The organism is Pseudomonas sp. YeP6b, assembly GCF_025642995.1.
GTDB lineage: Bacteria > Pseudomonadota > Gammaproteobacteria > Pseudomonadales > Pseudomonadaceae > Aquipseudomonas.
Map to the genome: position 1 here is coordinate 604299 of NZ_CP080090.1, position 18326 is coordinate 622624.

General features: G+C 61.1%; 15 protein-coding genes. 7 read left to right on the forward strand and 8 right to left on the reverse strand.

What is annotated here, in order from left to right:
* Positions 1–58: 58 nt before the first annotated feature.
* The 3 genes from KZH41_RS02670 to KZH41_RS02680 form a co-directional block, all read right to left on the reverse strand.
* A complete protein-coding gene (locus KZH41_RS02670) occupies positions 59–2407 on the reverse strand; it encodes an FdhF/YdeP family oxidoreductase (protein WP_263274330.1) in 2349 nt (782 codons plus the stop codon).
* Positions 2404–3243 carry a formate dehydrogenase accessory sulfurtransferase FdhD gene (gene fdhD / locus KZH41_RS02675; RefSeq protein WP_094950889.1) on the reverse strand — a complete coding sequence of 280 codons (840 nt, stop codon included), beginning with the start codon at positions 3241–3243 and terminating at the stop codon, positions 2404–2406. The genes KZH41_RS02670 and fdhD overlap by 4 nt, the downstream gene beginning before the upstream one ends.
* Before the next feature lie 97 nt (positions 3244–3340).
* The gene (locus KZH41_RS02680; protein WP_094950890.1) at positions 3341–4228 is read right to left on the reverse strand and encodes a LysR family transcriptional regulator; all 888 of its coding nucleotides are present in this window, start codon (positions 4226–4228) and stop codon (positions 3341–3343) included.
* A gap of 130 nt (positions 4229–4358) precedes the next feature.
* Here KZH41_RS02680 and lysM point away from each other — a divergent pair, with 130 nt between their 5' ends.
* The gene (gene lysM, locus KZH41_RS02685) at positions 4359–4802 is read left to right on the forward strand and encodes a peptidoglycan-binding protein LysM (RefSeq protein WP_094950891.1); all 444 of its coding nucleotides are present in this window, start codon (positions 4359–4361) and stop codon (positions 4800–4802) included.
* A 122-nt stretch (positions 4803–4924) separates the two neighbouring features.
* Here the strand turns inward: lysM and yrfG are convergent, their stop codons facing one another.
* Complete coding sequence (gene yrfG / locus KZH41_RS02690) at positions 4925–5587, reverse strand: GMP/IMP nucleotidase (protein WP_242153923.1); 663 nt, start codon at positions 5585–5587, stop codon at positions 4925–4927.
* An 87-nt stretch (positions 5588–5674) separates the two neighbouring features.
* Here yrfG and nudE point away from each other — a divergent pair, with 87 nt between their 5' ends.
* The 3 genes from nudE to KZH41_RS02705 all read left to right on the forward strand — a co-directional run bounded on the left by nudE (position 5675) and on the right by KZH41_RS02705 (position 8578).
* Positions 5675–6241, forward strand: coding sequence for an ADP compounds hydrolase NudE (nudE, locus tag KZH41_RS02695; RefSeq protein WP_094950893.1), 567 nt, complete (start codon positions 5675–5677; stop codon positions 6239–6241).
* Entirely contained in the window at positions 6238–7074 is an 837-nt protein-coding gene (gene cysQ, locus KZH41_RS02700) for a 3'(2'),5'-bisphosphate nucleotidase CysQ (RefSeq protein ID WP_263274331.1), read from the forward strand. The genes nudE and cysQ overlap by 4 nt, the downstream gene beginning before the upstream one ends.
* Before the next feature lie 128 nt (positions 7075–7202).
* A protein-coding gene (locus tag KZH41_RS02705; RefSeq protein ID WP_412548774.1) for an IS3 family transposase occupies positions 7203–8578 on the forward strand; the annotation gives its coding sequence in 2 pieces (ribosomal slippage) (positions 7203–7682 and positions 7685–8578; 1374 coding nt in all).
* Between the two features lie 86 nt (positions 8579–8664).
* On the opposite strand, the gene KZH41_RS02710 is transcribed toward KZH41_RS02705, so the two are convergent.
* Genes KZH41_RS02710 through rfbB form a run of 4 tightly spaced genes read right to left on the reverse strand, consistent with a single transcriptional unit; the run spans position 8665 to position 13480 of the window.
* Complete coding sequence (locus KZH41_RS02710; protein WP_094950895.1) at positions 8665–9120, reverse strand: YiiD C-terminal domain-containing protein; 456 nt, start codon at positions 9118–9120, stop codon at positions 8665–8667.
* A 26-nt stretch (positions 9121–9146) separates the two neighbouring features.
* Positions 9147–10532 carry a sigma-54-dependent transcriptional regulator gene (locus KZH41_RS02715; protein WP_263274332.1) on the reverse strand — a complete coding sequence of 462 codons (1386 nt, stop codon included), beginning with the start codon at positions 10530–10532 and terminating at the stop codon, positions 9147–9149.
* On the reverse strand, positions 10529–12337 hold the full coding sequence (locus KZH41_RS02720; RefSeq protein ID WP_242153925.1) for a sensor histidine kinase: 1809 nt from the start codon (positions 12335–12337) through the stop codon (positions 10529–10531). Before KZH41_RS02720 ends, KZH41_RS02715 begins: the two co-directional genes overlap by 4 nt.
* Positions 12338–12397: 60 nt before the next feature.
* Positions 12398–13480: a dTDP-glucose 4,6-dehydratase gene (rfbB, locus tag KZH41_RS02725; protein WP_263274333.1), complete on the reverse strand. Its 1083-nt coding sequence runs from the start codon at positions 13478–13480 to the stop codon at positions 12398–12400.
* Between the two features lie 151 nt (positions 13481–13631).
* On the opposite strand from rfbB, the gene KZH41_RS02730 reads away from it, so the two are divergent.
* The 3 genes from KZH41_RS02730 to KZH41_RS02740 all read left to right on the forward strand — a co-directional run bounded on the left by KZH41_RS02730 (position 13632) and on the right by KZH41_RS02740 (position 18213).
* On the forward strand, positions 13632–16535 hold the full coding sequence (locus KZH41_RS02730) for an aminotransferase (RefSeq protein ID WP_263274334.1): 2904 nt from the start codon (positions 13632–13634) through the stop codon (positions 16533–16535).
* A gap of 121 nt (positions 16536–16656) precedes the next feature.
* A complete protein-coding gene (gene aguA / locus KZH41_RS02735; RefSeq protein WP_242153929.1) occupies positions 16657–17763 on the forward strand; it encodes an agmatine deiminase in 1107 nt (368 codons plus the stop codon).
* Between the two features lie 234 nt (positions 17764–17997).
* The gene (locus KZH41_RS02740; RefSeq protein WP_094950900.1) at positions 17998–18213 is read left to right on the forward strand and encodes a hypothetical protein; all 216 of its coding nucleotides are present in this window, start codon (positions 17998–18000) and stop codon (positions 18211–18213) included.
* Positions 18214–18326 lie beyond the last annotated feature (113 nt).

Genomic DNA, 18326 nt, shown 5'->3' on the forward strand with positions numbered 1-18326 from the left:
TGACGTTATTGGGGGCGGTGCGACGATTCGACAAGCCGGCTCGCCGCAACAATCCCAGTCAGGCCGAATGCGCCATGATCAGGCCCGTCGCGCTCGCCGCTTCCAAACGAATCGCCACAAACTTAGACGTCGGCGTATGGCTGCCATCCCCAGTGCTTTCCAGCGGCACCAGTGGGTTCACTTCCGGGTAATAAGCCGCTGCCTGCCCCGCCGGAATATCAAACGCCAGCAAGGTGAAGCCTTTCACACGGCGTTCACGACCATCTTCCCACAGCGAAACGATGTCAGCCTTCTGCCCCGGTTTGAAGCCCAGGCGGATGATGTCGGCTTCGTTGACGAAGAGCACGTCACGCTGGCCTTTCACGCCACGGTAGCGGTCGTCCAGGCCATAAATGGTGGTGTTGTACTGATCGTGGGAGCGCATCGATTGCATGATCAGGTCCGGCACCCGGCCTGTGGCGTGGGTGCGTTCGTGGATCAGGTCTTTGGGCAGCACGTTCGGGCGGAAGTTGGCGCGGCCCGAAGGCGTGTTCCAACGGCGTGCACCGGCGGAGTTACCCAGGTAAAAACCGCCCGGGTGTTTGAGGCGTTCGTTGAAATCCTTGAAGCCAGGGATGGTGTCGGCGATCAGGTCGCGGATGCGCCCGTAGTCAGCCACCAGCCAGTTCCAGTCCACCGGTTTGCTGCCCAGGGTCGCGGCGGCAATACCGGCGAGGATGGCAGGCTCGGATTTCATCAGCTTCGACAGCGGCTGCAACTGGCCATTGGAATCGTGAACCATGCTGAACGAGTCTTCCACCGTCACCGCTTGCGGGCCTTCGGCCTGGATATCGATGTCGGTGCGGCCCAGGCACGGCAGGATCAGCGCGTCTTTACCGTGCATCAGGTGGCTGCGGTTGAGCTTGGTGCTGATCTGCACGGTCAGGTCGCAGCTGCGCAGGGCTTCGAAAGTGCGCGGGCTGTCTGGCGTAGCTTGGGCGAAGTTGCCGCCCAGGCCGATAAACACCTTGGAGCGGCCTTCGAGCATCGCGTGGATCGCTTCGACCACGTTATGGCCATTGTGGCGCGGCACCTGGAACTGGAAGCGACGTTCCAGTGAGTCGAGGAACGCCACTGGTGGACGTTCGTTGATGCCCATGGTGCGGTCGCCCTGCACGTTACTGTGGCCACGCACCGGGCACAGGCCTGCGCCTGGGCGGCCGATGTTGCCGCGCAGCAGCATCAGGTTGGCGATTTCCTGGATGGTCGGCACCGAATGGCGGTGCTGGGTGATGCCCATCGCCCAGCACATGATCACGTTTTTGCCTTTGGCATACATGCGCGCCGCTTGCTCGATCTCAACCAAGGTCAGGCCGGACTGCTCGACGATTTCATCCCACGAGGTGTCGTCGATCTGGCCGAGGTACTCGAGCACGTTGGTGGTGTGCTCGTTGAGGAAGTCGTGGTCGAACACCGCTTCTTTGCCTTCGGCCTGGGCCTGGCGCTCCCACAGCAGCAGGAACTTAGCCATGCCACGCAAGATGGCCATGTCGCCACCCAGCGCCGGGCGGAAGTACGCGGTGTTGGTTGGTTTGTCGCCGTTGGTGAGCATTTCCAGCGGGTGTTGCGGGTGCTGGAAGCGTTCCAGCCCGCGCTCTTTCAGCGGGTTGACGCACACCACCTGGGCGCCGCGTTTAACCGCTTCACGCAGCGGTTCGAGCATGCGCGGGTGGTTGGTGCCGGGGTTCTGGCCCCACACGAAAATCGCATCGGCGTGTTCGAAGTCATCAAAGATCACGGTGCCTTTGCCCACGCCCACGCTTTGCGCCAGGGCCACACCGCTGGCTTCGTGGCACATGTTCGAGCAGTCCGGGAAGTTGTTGGTGCCGTAGGCGCGCACAAACAGCTGATACAGGTACGCCGCTTCGTTGCTGGCCCGGCCCGAGGTGTAGAACTCGGCCATGTCCGGGCTTGGCAAGGCGTTGAGGTGCTTGCCGACCAGATCGAACGCCGCTTCCCAACTGATAGCCTTGTAGCGGTCAGTTTCGGCGTCATAGCGCATCGGTTCGGTCAGGCGGCCTTGGTATTCCAGCCAATAGTCGCTTTGCTCCAGCAGCGCGGTGACGCTGTGCTTGGCAAAAAATGCAGCATCCACACGGCGTTTGGTGGCTTCCCAGTTAACTGCCTTAGCGCCGTTTTCGCAGAACTTGACCATGCCGCTTTCCGGCGAATCGCCCCACGCGCAGCCCGGGCAGTCGAAGCCGCCGTTCTGGTTGGTCTTGAGCATCATGCGCAGGTTTTTCATCGCGTTGTCGCTGGTCAGCCAGGCCTGCGCCACACTGATCAGCGCGCCCCAGCCGCCGGCCGCGCCTTTGTAGGGCTTGTAGCGCGGGGTCGGGGTTTGGTCGGCTTGGTGATGCATGCTCATGGCTGGTTCTCCATCGCGGGGCTGTAGACCCGCGGCGCACTTTTCTGCGGCAGGTGGATGAGGTTGAGGTTGTGCCGGCGCGCCCATTGCAGGGCCAGACCGGTGGGCGACGACAGGCTGACCAAGGTCTGGATGCCCGCGCGCAAGACTTTCTGGATCAATTCGAGGCTGCAGCGACTGGTAACAATCGCCAGGCCGCCGTCGGTCGGAATTTTTTGGCGGATCAGGGCGCCGATCAGTTTATCCAGGGCGTTATGCCGGCCGATGTCTTCGCGGCCCATGAGCAATTCGCCCTGGTTATTCATAAACACCGCCGCATGCACCGCGCCGCTGTACTGGCCCAAGGGCTGGAACGCGCTGATGCGTTGGCGCAGGCCGTCGAGCCATTCGGCGGGTGGCAAGGGCGCACCGGGCAGCACTTGAAGGTCGGGCAAGGCTTGCTCTACCGCCTCCACACCGCACAAACCGCAGCCGCTGGTGCCGGCCAATTGGCGGCGCTGCTGCTTGAGGTTCCAAAAGGCCCGGCTGGAAATCTGCACCTGGGCGTATTGGGCTGAGCCCGAACCGCTGAGTTTCAGATCATATATGTCGCTAACGTCGGCGATAATGCCGCTTCCGATGCTGAAGCCGACGATGAAGTCTTCCAGGTCCGTCGGCGTCACCAGCATGACGGCCTGGCTGATATCGTTATAAGCAATCGCCAACGCCACTTCTTCCGCCAACGCAGTGCTGGCGACTTCTGTGTGTTCGAGGTTGCAAAACTGGTAGCTCTGGCTGGCGGCGGGCGCGGGCGTTTCGAGGGCGGGCGCCGCGCAGACTGGGCGCTTGGCGTTCATGGGGCAGTACCACCGGCGGATTGATCAGTGTTCAGACTAGGCGCGACAAAGCGTCGCGTCTAATTGCCAGTACTGATCTACCGATAGATGACGTCGATCAAGGCTCTTGCTGCGATTTCTGAAACAGCGCAAAACAAGCTTCTGCCAATGCCGAACGCGGCGCGCTGCGACGCATGATCAGCCCAAGGCGGGCTAGGGTGTGAGCGTCCTCAATAGGTTGCAGACGCAGGTGCTCGGTCAGCGCATCAAGGCCGCCATCCAGTGGCATCACGGCGCAACACAGGCCGCCGTGCACGGCCTGTAACAATTGGTGCACCGCATCGGTTTGCAACAAAGGCTGCGGGTTGAGCCCACGGCTGTGGAAGTTGTGGTCGATGGATTGGCGAAAGTGCATGCCGCTGGTGAGCATGCCCAATGGCAATTCGATCAGCGCCTCCCAGCTCAACGGCTTGTCGCCGAAGCTAAAAAAACGCTGGTCGTAGAGCAGGCCCATGCGGGTTTCGCCCAGGGCCAGCGAGTCGAAGCGCTCGTTGTCCAGGCGTTCCAGGTAGGACACGCCCAAGTCCAGGCGATTGCTCGCCAGTTGTTCGAGGATTTGCTCGGAGCTTAATGCCGACAGCTCAAAGCGCAGGCTCGGATGCTCTTTATGCAGTTGCTGCATCAGCGTCAAGGGGTCGAAGCTCGACAGTGGCACCACGCCCAGGCGCAACGTACCGACCAAATTGCCGCGACACGCCGCTGCTTCGGCCTGCAAGCCGTCATACGCCGCCAGCACGGTGCGGGCCCATGCCAATACGCGTTCGCCCGGCGCGGTAAAGCCTTCGAAGCGCTGGCCGCGATTGACCAGCGGCAAATCCAACTCTTCTTCGAGGTTGCGCAGGCGCATCGACAGGGTCGGCTGGGTGATGTGGCAGCGCGCTGCCGCCTGGCCGAAGTGCCGGGTCTCGTCGAGGGCGATGAGGAATTTCAGCTGTTTGATGTCCATCTTCGCTCCGGGCTTATTCCAATGGCGGGGGATTCTAGCGCGTTTGGGTCTTTGGTCGGCCTGGAACCCAAGCCTGTAGGACTGGTCTAGTCTTGGGCATCTGGAACTTAAACCCCAAGGAGAGCGCACCATGAGTATTTTTAGCTTTGTTAAGGAAGCTGGCGAGAAGCTTATTGACCTGTTGACGCCGGGTAATGCGAACGCAAGTGAGGAGTTGAAGAAGCACATCAGCGATGTTGGGCTTGGAAATCCGAATGTCACCGCAACCGTTGATGGCGACAAAGTCACCGTCAAAGGCGAAGTTGCCACCCAGGAAGAGAAAGAAAAAATCATCCTGGCGGCAGGCAATATTGCCGGTGTTGGCAGTGTAGATGACCAGATCACCGTTTCTGGGCCTGTAGTCGCTGCAGCCACCTTTGTCGTGGTGAAAAAGGGCGACACCCTGAGCGCTATCTCCAAGACTGTTTACGGTGATGCGAATCTGTACAACAAGATCTTCGAAGCCAACAAGCCGCTGTTGTCGCATCCGGACAAAATCTACCCTGGGCAGACGCTGCGTATTCCAGCCAAGTAAGCACTCTCTGTAGAGCGCGCTTGTGTGGGCGCTGGCTTGTCGAACCGCTGCGATAGCATCACCTCGGTGCAATTGATAAACCGAGGTGCCTGCATCGCGGGCAAGCCAGCGTCCACATTTGATTAAAGTCCGGCAATGAGGTCCCGGTAGTCATCAACTGCCGCAAATTCCGCCGTGTCCTTTGGCCCCTTCTTACTGTCCGGCTCTTTCACCGCCAGCAAATGCCCCACGCCAAAATCCCGGGCACTGCGCAGGATCGGCAGGGTGTCATCAATAAACAGGCTGCGGGCCGGGTCGAAGTGGATGTCGGCTTGCAGGGCTGCCCAGAATTGCGGGTTTTCCTTGGGGAAACCGTAGTCATGGGAGCTGATCAGCCGCTCGAAATACGGCGCCAGTTCAATGCGTTCCAACTTCAATGACAGCGAATCACGATGAGCGTTGGTGATCAGAATCACGCGCTTGCCGGCCTGTTTGATCGCCGCCAGAAACGTGTCCGCGTCCGGGCGCAGGGCGATCAGGTGGGCAGTTTCCAACTTGAGCTCGCGCACCGGAATATTCAGCTCCGTGCTCCAGAAGTCCAGGCAATACCATTGCAACTGTCCGGCGTTACGCTCGAACAGCGGCTGCAATTCCATCTGCGCCATGGCGCGGCTCACCCCGTGCAGCTCGGCGTAGCGCTGGGGCAGGTGCTCCATCCAGAAGTGGTTGTCGAAATGCAGGTCGAGCAAGGTGCCATCCATGTCCAGCAAGACGGTGTCGATGGCGTGCCAGTTCAAAGCGGGCATGGGGCGTTCTCATGTAAGTAAAGATATCCGACACAGACAATCGGAAAAGCCACGGTATAGTAACCCGATCACGCCAAGGAGCCGCTTATGCGCCAGAAACCCACCGTCCTCGCCCGCGAAATAGTCGCCAGTAGCCGTTTGTTCCGCGTGGAGGAAGTGCAATTGCGCTTTTCCAATGGCGTTGAACGGACCTACGAGCGCCTGGTAGGCCGCGGTGCCGGCTACGGCGCGGTGATGATCGTGGCGATGATTGATGAGGACCACGCGTTGCTGATCGAAGAATACTGCGGCGGCACCGACGAATATGAGTTGTCGTTGCCCAAGGGCCTGATTGAACCCGGCGAAGACGTGCTGGCGGCCGCCGACCGTGAACTCAAGGAAGAGGCCGGCTACGGTGCGCGGCAGTTGGAACACATTACCGAGCTGTCGCTGTCGCCTGGCTACATGAGCCAGAAAATCCAGGTGGTGCTGGCCACCGACCTGTACGAAGAACGCCTGGAAGGCGATGAGCCTGAGCCGATGCGCGTGGAGCGGGTCAACCTGCGCGAGTTGTCGCAACTGGCGCAAAACGAGCAATTCAGCGAAGGCCGCGCCCTGGCTGCGCTGTATCTGGTACGAGATTTGTTGACCCAGCGTGGAGCGTTTAGCGCATGAGCGAACTGTTTTTAGGCCACCCGTTAATCGCCCCTGTGATTGAACTGGCCCGCCAGGCCGGTGAAGTGATCCTGCCGTACTGGCGCGCCGATGTGGCGGTCACCTCCAAGGCTGATGATTCGCCCGTAACGGCAGCGGACCTGGCCGCTCACCACCTGATTCTCGCCGGCCTTACCACGCTCGACCCAAGCATTCCGGTGTTGTCCGAAGAAGACGCGGATATCGACCAAAGTGTACGCGCGGGCTGGCAGCGCTGGTGGCTGGTGGACCCGTTGGATGGCACCAAGGAATTTATCTCGGGCAGCGAAGAGTTCACCGTCAACATTGCCTTGATCGAACAAGGCCGCGTGGTGTTTGGCGTGGTGTCGATGCCTACCAGTGGCCGGTGCTACTTTGGTGGCGCGGGCCTGGGGGCGTGGCGCTCCGATGTGAATGAAGCGCCCAAGCACATTCAAGTTCGTCGGGCCCCTGCAGCGGGCGAGGCTTTTACCGTGGTGGCCAGCCGTCGCCATACCAGCCCGGAGCAGGAGCGCCTGCTCGACGGTTTGAGCGAAGGCTTGGGTGAGCTGAAACTGGCGAATATCGGCAGCTCGCTGAAATTCTGCCTGTTGGCCGAGGGCAGCGCCGATTGCTATCCGCGTTTGGCGCCGACTTCGCAGTGGGACACGGCTGCGGCCCAGGGTGTGTTGGAAGGGGCGGGCGGCGAAGTGTTGGAGTTGAGTGGTAAACCCTTCAGCTATCCGGCGCGGGAATCGTTGCTGAACCCGTTCTTTTTGGCGTTGCCGGCGAAGGCCGCCTGGCGCGAGCGCCTGCTGACCCTGGCCCGTTCTTAAGGCCTCAAAAAATCAAAATGTGGGAGCTGGTTTGCCTGCGATAGCGATCTGACAGTCACCGCTTAAGTGACTGATCTACTGAAGTGCGCCCCAGAAGTTGGACACCCGTCCAACTCCTGGGGCTTTTCATGAGCAAATACACGACGCAGTTCAAGCTTTCCGCCATTACCACTTTCCTTGAGCAGGGCCGAGGCTTTCGCCGCATAGCCGCTCAATTCCAAATGGATCCCACCTTGCTTCGTCGTTGGGTGGAGGCTTACCGATTACATGGCGAAGCCTGTCTAAGCAGAACCGGCGAACGCTACAGTCCCTTGTTCAAGTTTTCAGTGCTGCAACGCATGTGGCGCGACTCCTTATCCTTGCGCCGCGCAGCGGCGCTCTTCAACCTGGGTAACTCAAGCCAGGTGGGCAGATGGCAACAGCAGTATTACAGTGGCGGTATTGAAGCCCTGGAGTCAGGGAAAAAAGGATCGATTACCGCTATGCCCAAGCCGCCTTCTAAACCGCGTAAAACTACCACCCCACTCACCGACGCACAGCTTGCACACAAGGCATTACTCGATGAACTGCAGTATTTGCGCATGGAGAACGCCTACCTAAAAAAGCTTGGAGAGTTGGGCGAGGCGGTGATGAGGCGAGAGAGAGAAGCGAAGAAAAAGCCCGATTAGTCACTGAGCTCAAACAAGCTTTCCCCTTGAGTGATTTGCTCAAGCTGGTAGGTCTTGCGCGAAGTACGTACTACTACCAACTCAAGGCGATGGGCGTTGCGGACCGGTTTATCTCGATCAAAGCCTCTATCCAGACTATCCAAGACGAGAATGAGGGCCGCCTTGGTTACCGTCGGATGACTTTAGCGCTACGTAAGCAAACGCCGTTGATCAACGGTAAAACGGTACGACGGCTGATGGGAGAGTTAGGCCTGAAATGCACAGTGCGACCGAAAAAATACAAATCGTATAAAGGGCCAATGGGAGAGGTATCGCCCAATATCCTGGCTCGTCAGTTCGAAGCTGAGCAACCAAATCAGAAATGGGTGACCGATGTCACCGAGTTCAAAGTGGCCGGCAAAAAGCTGTATCTGTCCCCAGTACTGGACTTGTACAACGGAGAGATTGTGGCCTATAAGACCGCCGTCCGCCCCCAATACGCCTTGGTAGGCGACATGCTGGAGCTGGCCCTTGAGCGCTTGCCCGAAGGCGCCAAACCCATGCTGCACTCGGATCAGGGCTGGCACTATCGACACTCAAAGTATCGGGAAAAACTGGAAAAAGCTGGGTTGGAACAGAGCATGTCTCGCAAAGGGAACTGCTATGACAACGCCACAATGGAAAGCTTTTTCGGTACCCTGAAGTCGGAGTTTTACTATCGGGAAAGCTTCGACAGCGTTGCTCAGCTGCAGGCCGGGCTGGATAAGTACATCCATTACTACAACCATAAGCGAATCAAAACGAAGCTTGGCGGACTGAGCCCTGTGGCTTACAGAACCCGGTCCGCGGTAGCCTAACCATTAGCTGTCCAACTTTTGGGGCGCACTTCACTACCGCTATCGCAGGCAAGCCAGCTCCCACATTGGTTTTTGTGTTGTGGCGGTTAGCGGTGCAGGACGTACTGGCCGGTGAAGGTCACCGCCTGCTCCTCACTGCCCTCATTCACAACCCACGTTTCCAGCGTCAACCGCGCCCGGCCATAACGCCTGTACGTCGCCAAAAAGCGCTTCCACACCTTCTCCTCTGGCGCCTGGCACACCACCGTCGCATCCCGCGTGACCGGCAGCGGGTAACTGATCTGCCCTTCCTGAATCACGATATGCCCGTCTTCAATACCTTCTTCACGTAATTGCAGGTGCAGCCAACCCCAGCCCGCCAGCACCGTGCCGCAGTAGAGGCTGCCACCGAACATGGTGCTCTTGTGGTTGATGTTGGCTTGCAAGGGCAGGTGCAGTTGCAGTTGGCCGTGTTGCCAGTCGAGCACCTTGAGGCCCATTTCTCGGGTCAAGGGGATGTCGTGGTGGAGGATGGATTCCAGGTAACGGCTGTTGCGGCTCATGGCGGCCTCTTGGCGGGTGGGCGGGGTCATTCGTCGTCGGCGCTGTGGCTGGCGCTGTCGGCGAAGTTCAGGCCGTGCTTGCGCAGTTTGTCGTGCAGGGTTTTGCGCGGTATACCCAGGGCTTCGGCGAGGCTGCGCACCGAGCTGTGGGGGCGGGTCAGTTCGGCGGCGATCAGGCTTTTTTCGAACTGCTCGACCTGCTCACTCAAACCACCTGAGGTAGAAGTCAGCACGCCGGCGGCGGGGTTATCCGCTGTGGCGTCCAGTGCCAGCTCCAACCCAAGGGCAAAGCGTTCGGCTGCATTTTGCAGCTCGCGCACGTTGCCCGGCCAACTGTGGCGCAACAGCAGCGCCCGCTGGCCCGGTTGCAGCTCGTGCAAGGTTAGGCCGTGGCGGCTGCTGGCTTCGTCGGCAAAATGTTGGAACAGCATCAAGGCATCTTCACCGCGCTCGCGCAGCGGCGGAATGCGCAGCGGCGCGACGTTGAGGCGGTAATACAAGTCGGCACGGAAGCGGCCTTGATCGGCCGCCTGGCGTAGGTCTTCCTTGGTGGCGGCGATGATGCGGATATCCAGCGGGATCAGCTGATTGCCGCCCAGGCGTTCGACCACACGCTCCTGCAACAGGCGCAGCAGCTTGACCTGCACATCCAGGCTCATGCTTTCGATTTCATCGAGAAACAGCGTGCCGCCATTGGCGAATTCGAATTTGCCGATACGGCGTTTTTGCGCGCCGGTAAACGCGCCCGGCTCATGGCCGAACAGCTCGCTTTCGACCACCGATTCGGCCAGGGCACCAGCGTTGATCGCCACAAACGGCCCGCTGCGCCGGTTCGACAGGTCATGCAGCGCACGCGCCACCACTTCCTTACCGGCACCGGTTTCGCCGAGGATCAGCACGTCGGCGCGGGTTGCGGCCAGGGCGCCGATCTGCTCGCGCAAGCGCAGCATCTGCGGCGAGTGCCCCACCAGCCGCGTGCTCAATTGCTGGCGGTCACTGAGGGCCAGGCGCAGGCTGCGGTTGTCCAGCACCAGCCGGCGCAGGGCCAGGGCGCGGCGCACGCTGTCGAGCAGCGCGTCGCTGGCGAAGGGTTTTTCCAGGAAGTCGTAAGCGCCGGCGCGCATCGCTTGCACCGCCAGCGGTACGTCGCCGTGGCCGGTGATCAACAGCACCGGCAGCTCCGGGTCCTGGCCGTGCAGTTCGGTGAGCAGCTCCAGGCCGTCCATGCCAGGCATGCGGATGTCACTGACCACCACGCCCGGCCAGTCCCGCGACAAGCGCGCGGTGAGGCCGGTGGCTTCGCCCAGAGTCAGGACGTTCAGCCCGGCCAGGTCCAGGGTCTGGCACAGGGCCTGACGCAGGTGTGGATCGTCGTCGATCAGCACCACCTGAATCTGGTTATCGATACTCATACACTGCGGTCCTCGGACGGTTGCAGACTGACGCCCGGCGAGCCGGCACGCAATTTCAAGGTTAACAGCGCGCCGCCTTCCTTGTGGTTGGCGAACGACAAATCGCCGCCAAAGGCACGCATCAGCGTGTCACAAATCGCCAGCCCCAACCCCAAGCCTTGGGTGCGGGTCTTGGTGGTGTAGAACGGCTCGCTGGCGCGGCCCAGGGCTTCCATGCAAAAGCCTGGGCCATTGTCGCGAATGTACAGGTTGACGCCCTGTTCGGTGGCTTCGGCACTCAGCCAGAGCTTGCGCGGCGGGCCTTTTTCGGTGAGGGCGTCGAGGGCGTTGGCCAGCAAGTTGCCCAGCACCTGGCGCAGACGTGTTTCCCCGGCTTGCACCCACAGGGTCGCCTCCGGCAAATCGCGGATCAGCTCGACTTCCATCGACCGCCGCCGCTTGGCCAGCAACGCCAGCGCATCGTCCAGCGCTGGCTGCAGGGCCACGCTTTCCGGGGCGTGACGGTCGCGCCGGGCGAACGCACGCAAATGCGCGATGATCGAGGCCATGCGCCCGGTCAGTTCGCTGATCAGTTTGAGGTTGCCGCGAGCGTCATTGGTGCGCTCGTGGTCGAGCAGGATCTCGGCGTTTTCCGCATAGCTGCGAATCGCCGCAAGCGGTTGATTGAGTTCGTGGCTGATGCTCGCCGACATGGTTCCCAGCGCCGACAGTTTGCCGGCTTGCACCAGGTCGTCCTGGGCGCGAACCAACTCCTGCTGGGCGTGTTCGCGCTCGAGCACTTCCTGTTTCAGGCGCCGGTTAAGGCCTTCCAGGTCGCTGGTGCGCTCGACCACACGGGCTTCCAGCTCACGGCGCGCCTTGGCTTCAAAGGCGATGCGCTCCAGGTAATGACGACGGCGCTGCATCATCAACCCCAGCAGCAACATCAACACCAGCAACGTCGCACCACCCACAGCGACCACCGTGCGCACCGGGCGGTTGATCAGCGAGCGTGGCGCGAGGATTTCCACATTCCAGCCGGTCTCGGCGATGGCGGTGGATTGGCGCAACCACGCCGTGGAACTGAGTGCCAGCGGCTGCGGGTCGCGGGTTGGGTAGGGCTGGATCGCGATGATTGCCTGGTGCTCTTCGGCGGTCAGTGGCCGCGTGGCGCGGAACCGCCATTGCGGGCGCGAGGTGAGGATCACCACGCCGTTATGGTCGGTGACCAGCAGTTGTTCCGGCGTGTTGCCCCACAGGCTTTCGGTGTGGTCCAGGTCGACCTTGACCACCAGCACGCCAATGATGGTGTCGCCATCGCGCACGGCGGCGGCGAAGAAGTAGCCGCGCTTGGCCGACGTGGTGCCCAGGCCGAAAAACCGCCCCAGGCGCCCGGCCATGGCTTCGCTGAAGTAGGGGCGAAATGAGAAATTGCGGCCGACAAAGCTGTCCTGTTTATCCCAGTTGGAGGCTGCGAGGGTCTTGCCGGTGGTGTCCATCAGGTACATCACTTCCACCCCGGCCTGGGTGGCGACGTCCTTGAGCAGCAGGTTGGCATTGGCTAGGTTGGTGCTGACGTGGGGCGCATCCAGCACGGTGCGCAGGGCCGGCAAGTCACCGAGGATCTGCGGCAGCACTTCATAGCGGTGCAACGTGCCGAGCAGGTTGGCGACGTACAGGTCGAGGGTCTGGCGGTTTTGCCCGGCGAGTTCGCTGCGGTAATAGCGCTCGGCCAAGTGCTCCAGCGGCCACAGCAGCGGTGCCAGGCACAACGCCAACAAGGCGAGGCTGCGCCAGCGGGGTCTTCGCGGGAGGGGAGGAGTCATGGGAGTCGTGCGCCTGTGGGTACAGGCGCATTATGCCTAGCTGTGGTGCGTGATGCTTTGTTATGCGATCAGGTCTTTTGGCTCGGTGTTGCCAAGCCGTTCGCCTTGATAGCTACCGTCCTGGACTCGGCCGCACCAGTCGAGGTTATTGAGGTACCACTGAACGGTTTTGCGCAGGCCGGTTTCGAAGGTTTCTTGCGGAACCCAACCCAATTCGCGCTCGATCTTGCTCGCATCGATTGCGTAGCGTTGGTCATGGCCTGGGCGGTCTTTGACGAATGTGATCAGGTCGGTGAATTTATCCACACCGGCCGGGCGTTGTGGCGCTAGCTCTTCCAACAGGCCACAAATGCCGCGCACTACATCGATGTTCTTCTGCTCGTTGTGGCCACCGATGTTGTAGGTCTCGCCTACGACGCCTTCGGTCACGACTTTTAACAGCGCGCGGGCGTGATCTTCGACGAACAGCCAGTCGCGCACCTGCAAACCGTCACCGTAGACCGGCAGTGGCTTGCCCGCGAGGGCGTTGAGGATCACCAGCGGGATCAACTTCTCAGGGAAATGGAACGGCCCGTAGTTGTTCGAGCAGTTAGTCAGCAACACCGGCAGGCCATAAGTGCGCTGCCAGGCGCGAACCAGGTGGTCGGACGCCGCTTTGCTGGCGGAGTACGGCGAGCTGGGCGCGTAAGGCGTGGTTTCAGTGAACAGGTCGTCCACGCCATGCAGGTCGCCGTAGACCTCGTCGGTGGAGATATGGTGGAAGCGGAACGCGCTCTTGGCCGGCTCTTGCAGCGTTTGCCAATAAGCACGAGTGGCTTCCAGCAGGCTGTAGGTGCCGACGATATTGGTCTGGATAAAATCCGACGGGCCGTCAATGGAACGGTCGACGTGCGACTCGGCGGCCAGGTGCATGATCGCCTGGGGCTCAAAGCGCGCCAGCACGGCGCTGACAGCGGCCTGGTCGATGATATCGGCCTGCACGAACTCATAGCGGCTGTTGGACGCGATGCTGGTCAGCGACTCCAGGTTGCCGGCGTAGGTGAGTTTGTCCAAGTTGAGCACTTCGTGCTCGGTGTTTTGAATCAGGTGGCGAACCAGGGCGGAGCCAATAAAGCCGGCACCGCCGGTGATGAGAATACGCATGTCGAGGGCCTTTTCCTTAGACGGACACTGGGCGAATGAGACATAGCTTGAGTTGTGAATCGGGCCCGTGCAAGCGCGGTATGCGTGAGGGGTTGATTAACGCCCCCGAACAATGGCGATATAGGCGCCTGAAAACGCAGAGGTCGCCACAATGTTACTCGCCACGTTGATCCACCGTGCCAGCTTGCCTTGCCCAGACGTGAGTGCTGATCAAGCTGCGCAGTTGCTCGAGCAACATTACGGCCTGACAGGCACATTGCAGTCGCTGGGCAGCCAACAAGACCTCAATTACCGAATCGACAGCGCCCGTGGCCGGTTTGTTCTGAAAATCTGCCGGGGTGACTACGTGGCGGTTGAGCTGCACGCCCAGCATGCCGCTCTCCATGACCTGCAAGCACACGTACGCGTACCCAAGGTGATCCGCGCACTGACCGGTGAGGAGTTGCTGAGCGTGGCCGTCGACGGGCAAACCGTGCACCTGAGGGTGCTGGACTACATCGACGGCCAGCCCCTGACCCATTTACCTCACCTGGGCCGCGACGTAATCGCAGGCTTCGGTGAACTGTGCGGCCAGGTCAGCCATGCCCTCGCACGGTTCGAACACCCGGGCCTGGACCGCACGTTGCAATGGGACCCGCGCCATGCGCATGCACTGATCAAGCACCTGCTGGCCACCTTGGAAAACCTGCCGCATCGTGACGCTATCGAGCGGGTGGGCGAGCACGTAGAGGCGCGCATTCGGCCGTTGGCCGAGCACCTGCCGTGGCAAGCCGTGCACATGGACATTACCGATGACAATGTGGTCTGGCAGCGCGACGCCCAGCGGCACTGGCAGGTTCAGGGCGTGATTGATTTCGGCGACCTGGTGCACACCTGGCGCATTGCCGACTTGTCGGTGACCTGCGCAGCCCTGTTGCACCACGCTGACGGTGACCCGTTTGCCATCCTGCCGGCGATCCAGGCGTGTCACGCGGTGACACCGTTGCGGCGCCAGGAGCTGCAAGCGCTGTGGCCGTTGATCGTGGCGCGCGCGGCGGTGCTGGTGCTCAGCAGCGAACAGCAGCAACGCCTGGATCCGGATAACACCTACTTACTGAAAAACGCCGAGCACGAGTGGGAAATCTTCCATGTGGCGACCTCGGTGCCGTTTGAGCTGATGGAAGCGGCGGTTCTGGGGTGTGTCGGTGAAGCATTGCCGCCGATGGCCGACCAAGACTTCGCACCTTTGCTGCCGGGCCTGGTGGGGCGTGAATTTGCGCTGATCGACTTGGGCGTACTCAGCCCGCATTTCGAGGCCGGCAATTGGGCGTTGCCCGGCATAGACCGGCGGTTGCTGGATGAAGCGGCGGCAGTGCATGGGTTGGCGGCCAGCCGCTATGGGCAATACCGGCTGTCGCGGACCTGTGCCGACAGTGCCATCGAGCCGCAAACGTTCCCGCTTCACGTGGAATTGCACCTGCCCCATGGCACAGTATTGGACGCGCCGTTTGGCGGGACGCTGCGCCAGGGCGCCGACGGTTTGCTGTGCGTGCATGACGCCCAGTTGAGCCTGCGTTTATGGGGTGTAACCACCGCGTTGAAACCGGGCGCGGTGCTGGTGAAAGGCCAACTCCTCGGTGAGGTCCACGCGCCGCTCACCGTGCAGTTATGCCGCGCCGACCTTGAGCCGCCGTTGTTCTGCACGCCGTCTCAGGCGCAGGCCTGGCAGGCCCTCTGCCCATCGCCCGCCACGCTGCTGGGGCTGGCCTGTGATGCGGAACCCGAGTTGGACGCCGAGGCCTTGCTGGCGCGCCGTGACGCCAGCTTCGCCCGTTCGCAAAAACACTATTACGTCGACCCGCCACGCATCGAGCGCGGCTGGCGCAACCACCTGATCGACATGCAGGGCCGTTCCTACCTGGACATGCTCAACAACGTGGCGGTGCTGGGCCATGGCCACCCACGCATGGCGGCGGTGGCGGCGCGGCAATGGTCGCTGCTCAACACCAACTCGCGCTTTCACTACGCAGCAATTGCAGAGTTCTCCGAGCGTTTGCTGGCGTTGGCGCCGGAAGGCATGGACCGGGTCTTCCTGGTCAACAGCGGCACCGAGGCCAATGACCTGGCGATTCGCCTGGCCTGGGCCTACAGCGGCGGGCGCGACATGCTCAGCGTGCTGGAGGCTTACCACGGCTGGTCGGTAGCGTCGGATGCGGTGTCCACCTCGATTGCCGACAACCCGCAGGCACTGAGCAGCCGCCCGGACTGGGTGCACCCGGTGACGGCGCCGAATACCTATCGCGGCGAGTTCCGTGGGCAGGACAGTGCGCCTGACTACGTGCGAAGTGTGGAACACAACCTGGCGAAAATCGCCGAGAGCAAACGCCAGTTGGCGGGTTTCATTTGCGAGCCGGTGTACGGCAACGCCGGTGGCATCTCCCTGCCGCCGGGCTATTTGCAGCAGGTGTACGGGTTGGTGCGCGCCCAGGGCGGCGTGTGCATCGCCGATGAAGTGCAGGTGGGTTACGGCCGCATGGGCCATTTCTTCTGGGGCTTTGAGGAGCAGGGCGTGGTGCCGGACATCATCACCATGGCCAAGGGCATGGGCAACGGCCAGCCGCTGGGCGCGGTGATTACCCGGCGCGAAATCGCCGAAGCGCTGGAGGCCGAGGGGTATTTCTTCTCCTCGTCGGGCGGCAGCCCGGTCAGCTGTCGCATTGGCATGGCCGTGCTGGATGTGATGGAGGAAGAAAAGCTGTGGGAAAACGCCCAAGTAGTTGGTGGGCATTTCAAAGCGCGACTGCAAGCACTGATTGATCGCCACCCGCTGGTGGGGGCGGTTCATGGTTCCGGCTTCTATTTGGGCCTGGAGTTGGTGCGCGACCGCCACACCCTGGAACCCGCCACAGAAGAAACCGCGCTGCTGTGTGATCGCTTGCGGGAACTGGGGATTTTCATGCAGCCGACCGGCGACTACCTCAACATCTTGAAGATCAAACCGCCAATGGTCACCTCTAAACGCAGTGTGGATTTCTTTGTCGACATGCTGTCGAAGGTGCTGGAGGAGCTACGCTAGATAGCCGATTGTTATCGGCTATTAACCGTCATGTTTGCCAGCTATTATATTCAATCGCTTTTAAGGCCGATTTTTATCCGTTATAAAATCGGCCTTCATCCCATTCGGAGTCCTGAACGCCATGACCACCCTGCACAGCACACCTCGCGCCGATGGCTTCTACATGCCCGCCGAATGGGCGCCACAGACCCAAACGTGGATGATCTGGCCTGAGCGCCCCGACAACTGGCGCCTGGGCGGCAAGCCGGCGCAGGCGGCCCACGCGGCCGTGGCCAAGGCCATTGCGCGGTTCGAGCCGGTGACGGTCGGTGTGTCCGCCGGGCAGTACGAAAACGCGCGTGCGCGTTTGGACGTGCCCAATATCCGTGTGGTGGAAATGTCCAACGACGACGCCTGGGTGCGCGACACCGGCCCAACCTTCGTGATCAACAACAGCGGCGAAGTGCGCGGTGTGAACTGGGATTTCAACGCCTGGGGCGGCTTTGACGGCGGCCTGTACTCGCCGTGGAACCGTGATTCGCAGGTGGGTGGCAAGATCCTCGAGATCGAGCGCGCGCCGCGTTACCGCACTGAGGGTTTTGTGCTGGAAGGCGGTTCGATCCACGTCGACGGCGAAGGCACGCTGATCACCACCGAAGAATGCCTGTTGAACCGCAATCGCAACCCGCACCTGGATCGCGCGGCCATCGAAGCGGTGCTCAGCGCCAACCTGGCTGTGGATAAGATCATCTGGCTGCCGGACGGCCTGTTCAACGACGAAACCGACGGCCATGTGGATAACTTCTGCTGCTACGTACGCCCGGGCGAAGTGCTGCTGGCCTGGACCGATGACCCGCAAGACCCGAACTACGCGCGCTGCCACGCGGCCATGAACGTGCTGCAAAGCAGCACCGACGCCCAGGGACGCGCGTTCACCGTGCATAAAATGCCGATCCCCGGCCCGTTGTACGCCACCGAAGAAGAGTGCGCCGGTGTGGACCCGGTGGATGGCAGCCAGGAACGTAACCCGAGCGTGCGCTTGGCCGGTTCCTACGTGAATTTCCTGATCGTCAACGGCGGCATCATCGCGCCGAGCTTCGACGACCCTATGGACCGCCAGGCCAAGGAAATCCTGCAGAACCTGTTCCCGCAGCACGAAGTAGTGATGGTGCCGGGCCGCGAACTGTTACTGGGCGGCGGCAATATCCACTGCCTGACCCAACAACAGCCGGCGCCGCACAAAAACTGAGTGCAGTTGTAACAGCGCTTGAGCGAAACCCCGGCGCTACCTGTTTATAGCGCTCACAGCAAGCCCGCGGCCCAGCAAGGCCGCGGGCTTTTTTGTGTTCGAATGTCTATAAACACAGGACATTGGCATAGCTCTTGTATCGGTGTTGGCACAGTAACCCAAGGTCGTGACTGCACAGTTCTGTCATAAACCTTGAGTAAGTTAGCCGCTCAAGCAGTAGGAGAGAGCGCTGAAATGAATGCCGATATCAACCTGATCCACACGCGCCCATTCCACCCCACGCGGGTCAACGGTGAGGCGATCCAGGCGCTGGCGCTTTGGTTGAAGGCAAACGGCTCGCGACAGGCAAGGCAACAGCCTGACTTGCGCAGCGTGATGAGTGAACGTTACCCGGTGGGGTTGTTCAGTGAGGATGAAGTGCATGCGTTGTGTGAGTTGATGCAAAACTGAAAAAGCACCACGATCAATTGTGGGAGCGGCGGTGCGACGATTCGACTTGCTCGCGAAGACGTCGGCCCAGCAAACATGGATGTTGACTGACCCACCGCTTTCGCGAGCAAGCC

Excerpts from the sequence above, each read along its gene's own strand:
- KZH41_RS02670 (WP_263274330.1), bottom strand. The coding sequence starts at position 2,407 with ATGAGCATGCATCACCAAGCCGACCAAACCCCGACCCCGCGCTACAAG.
- fdhD (WP_094950889.1), bottom strand. The coding sequence starts at position 3,243 with ATGAACGCCAAGCGCCCAGTCTGCGCGGCGCCCGCCCTCGAAACGCCC.
- KZH41_RS02680 (WP_094950890.1), bottom strand. The coding sequence starts at position 4,228 with ATGGACATCAAACAGCTGAAATTCCTCATCGCCCTCGACGAGACCCGG.
- lysM (WP_094950891.1), top strand. The coding sequence starts at position 4,359 with ATGAGTATTTTTAGCTTTGTTAAGGAAGCTGGCGAGAAGCTTATTGAC.
- yrfG (WP_242153923.1), bottom strand. The coding sequence starts at position 5,587 with ATGCCCGCTTTGAACTGGCACGCCATCGACACCGTCTTGCTGGACATG.
- nudE (WP_094950893.1), top strand. The coding sequence starts at position 5,675 with ATGCGCCAGAAACCCACCGTCCTCGCCCGCGAAATAGTCGCCAGTAGC.
- cysQ (WP_263274331.1), top strand. The coding sequence starts at position 6,238 with ATGAGCGAACTGTTTTTAGGCCACCCGTTAATCGCCCCTGTGATTGAA.
- KZH41_RS02710 (WP_094950895.1), bottom strand. The coding sequence starts at position 9,120 with ATGAGCCGCAACAGCCGTTACCTGGAATCCATCCTCCACCACGACATC.
- KZH41_RS02715 (WP_263274332.1), bottom strand. The coding sequence starts at position 10,532 with ATGAGTATCGATAACCAGATTCAGGTGGTGCTGATCGACGACGATCCA.
- KZH41_RS02720 (WP_242153925.1), bottom strand. The coding sequence starts at position 12,337 with ATGACTCCTCCCCTCCCGCGAAGACCCCGCTGGCGCAGCCTCGCCTTG.
- rfbB (WP_263274333.1), bottom strand. The coding sequence starts at position 13,480 with ATGCGTATTCTCATCACCGGCGGTGCCGGCTTTATTGGCTCCGCCCTG.
- KZH41_RS02730 (WP_263274334.1), top strand. The coding sequence starts at position 13,632 with ATGTTACTCGCCACGTTGATCCACCGTGCCAGCTTGCCTTGCCCAGAC.
- aguA (WP_242153929.1), top strand. The coding sequence starts at position 16,657 with ATGACCACCCTGCACAGCACACCTCGCGCCGATGGCTTCTACATGCCC.
- KZH41_RS02740 (WP_094950900.1), top strand. The coding sequence starts at position 17,998 with ATGAATGCCGATATCAACCTGATCCACACGCGCCCATTCCACCCCACG.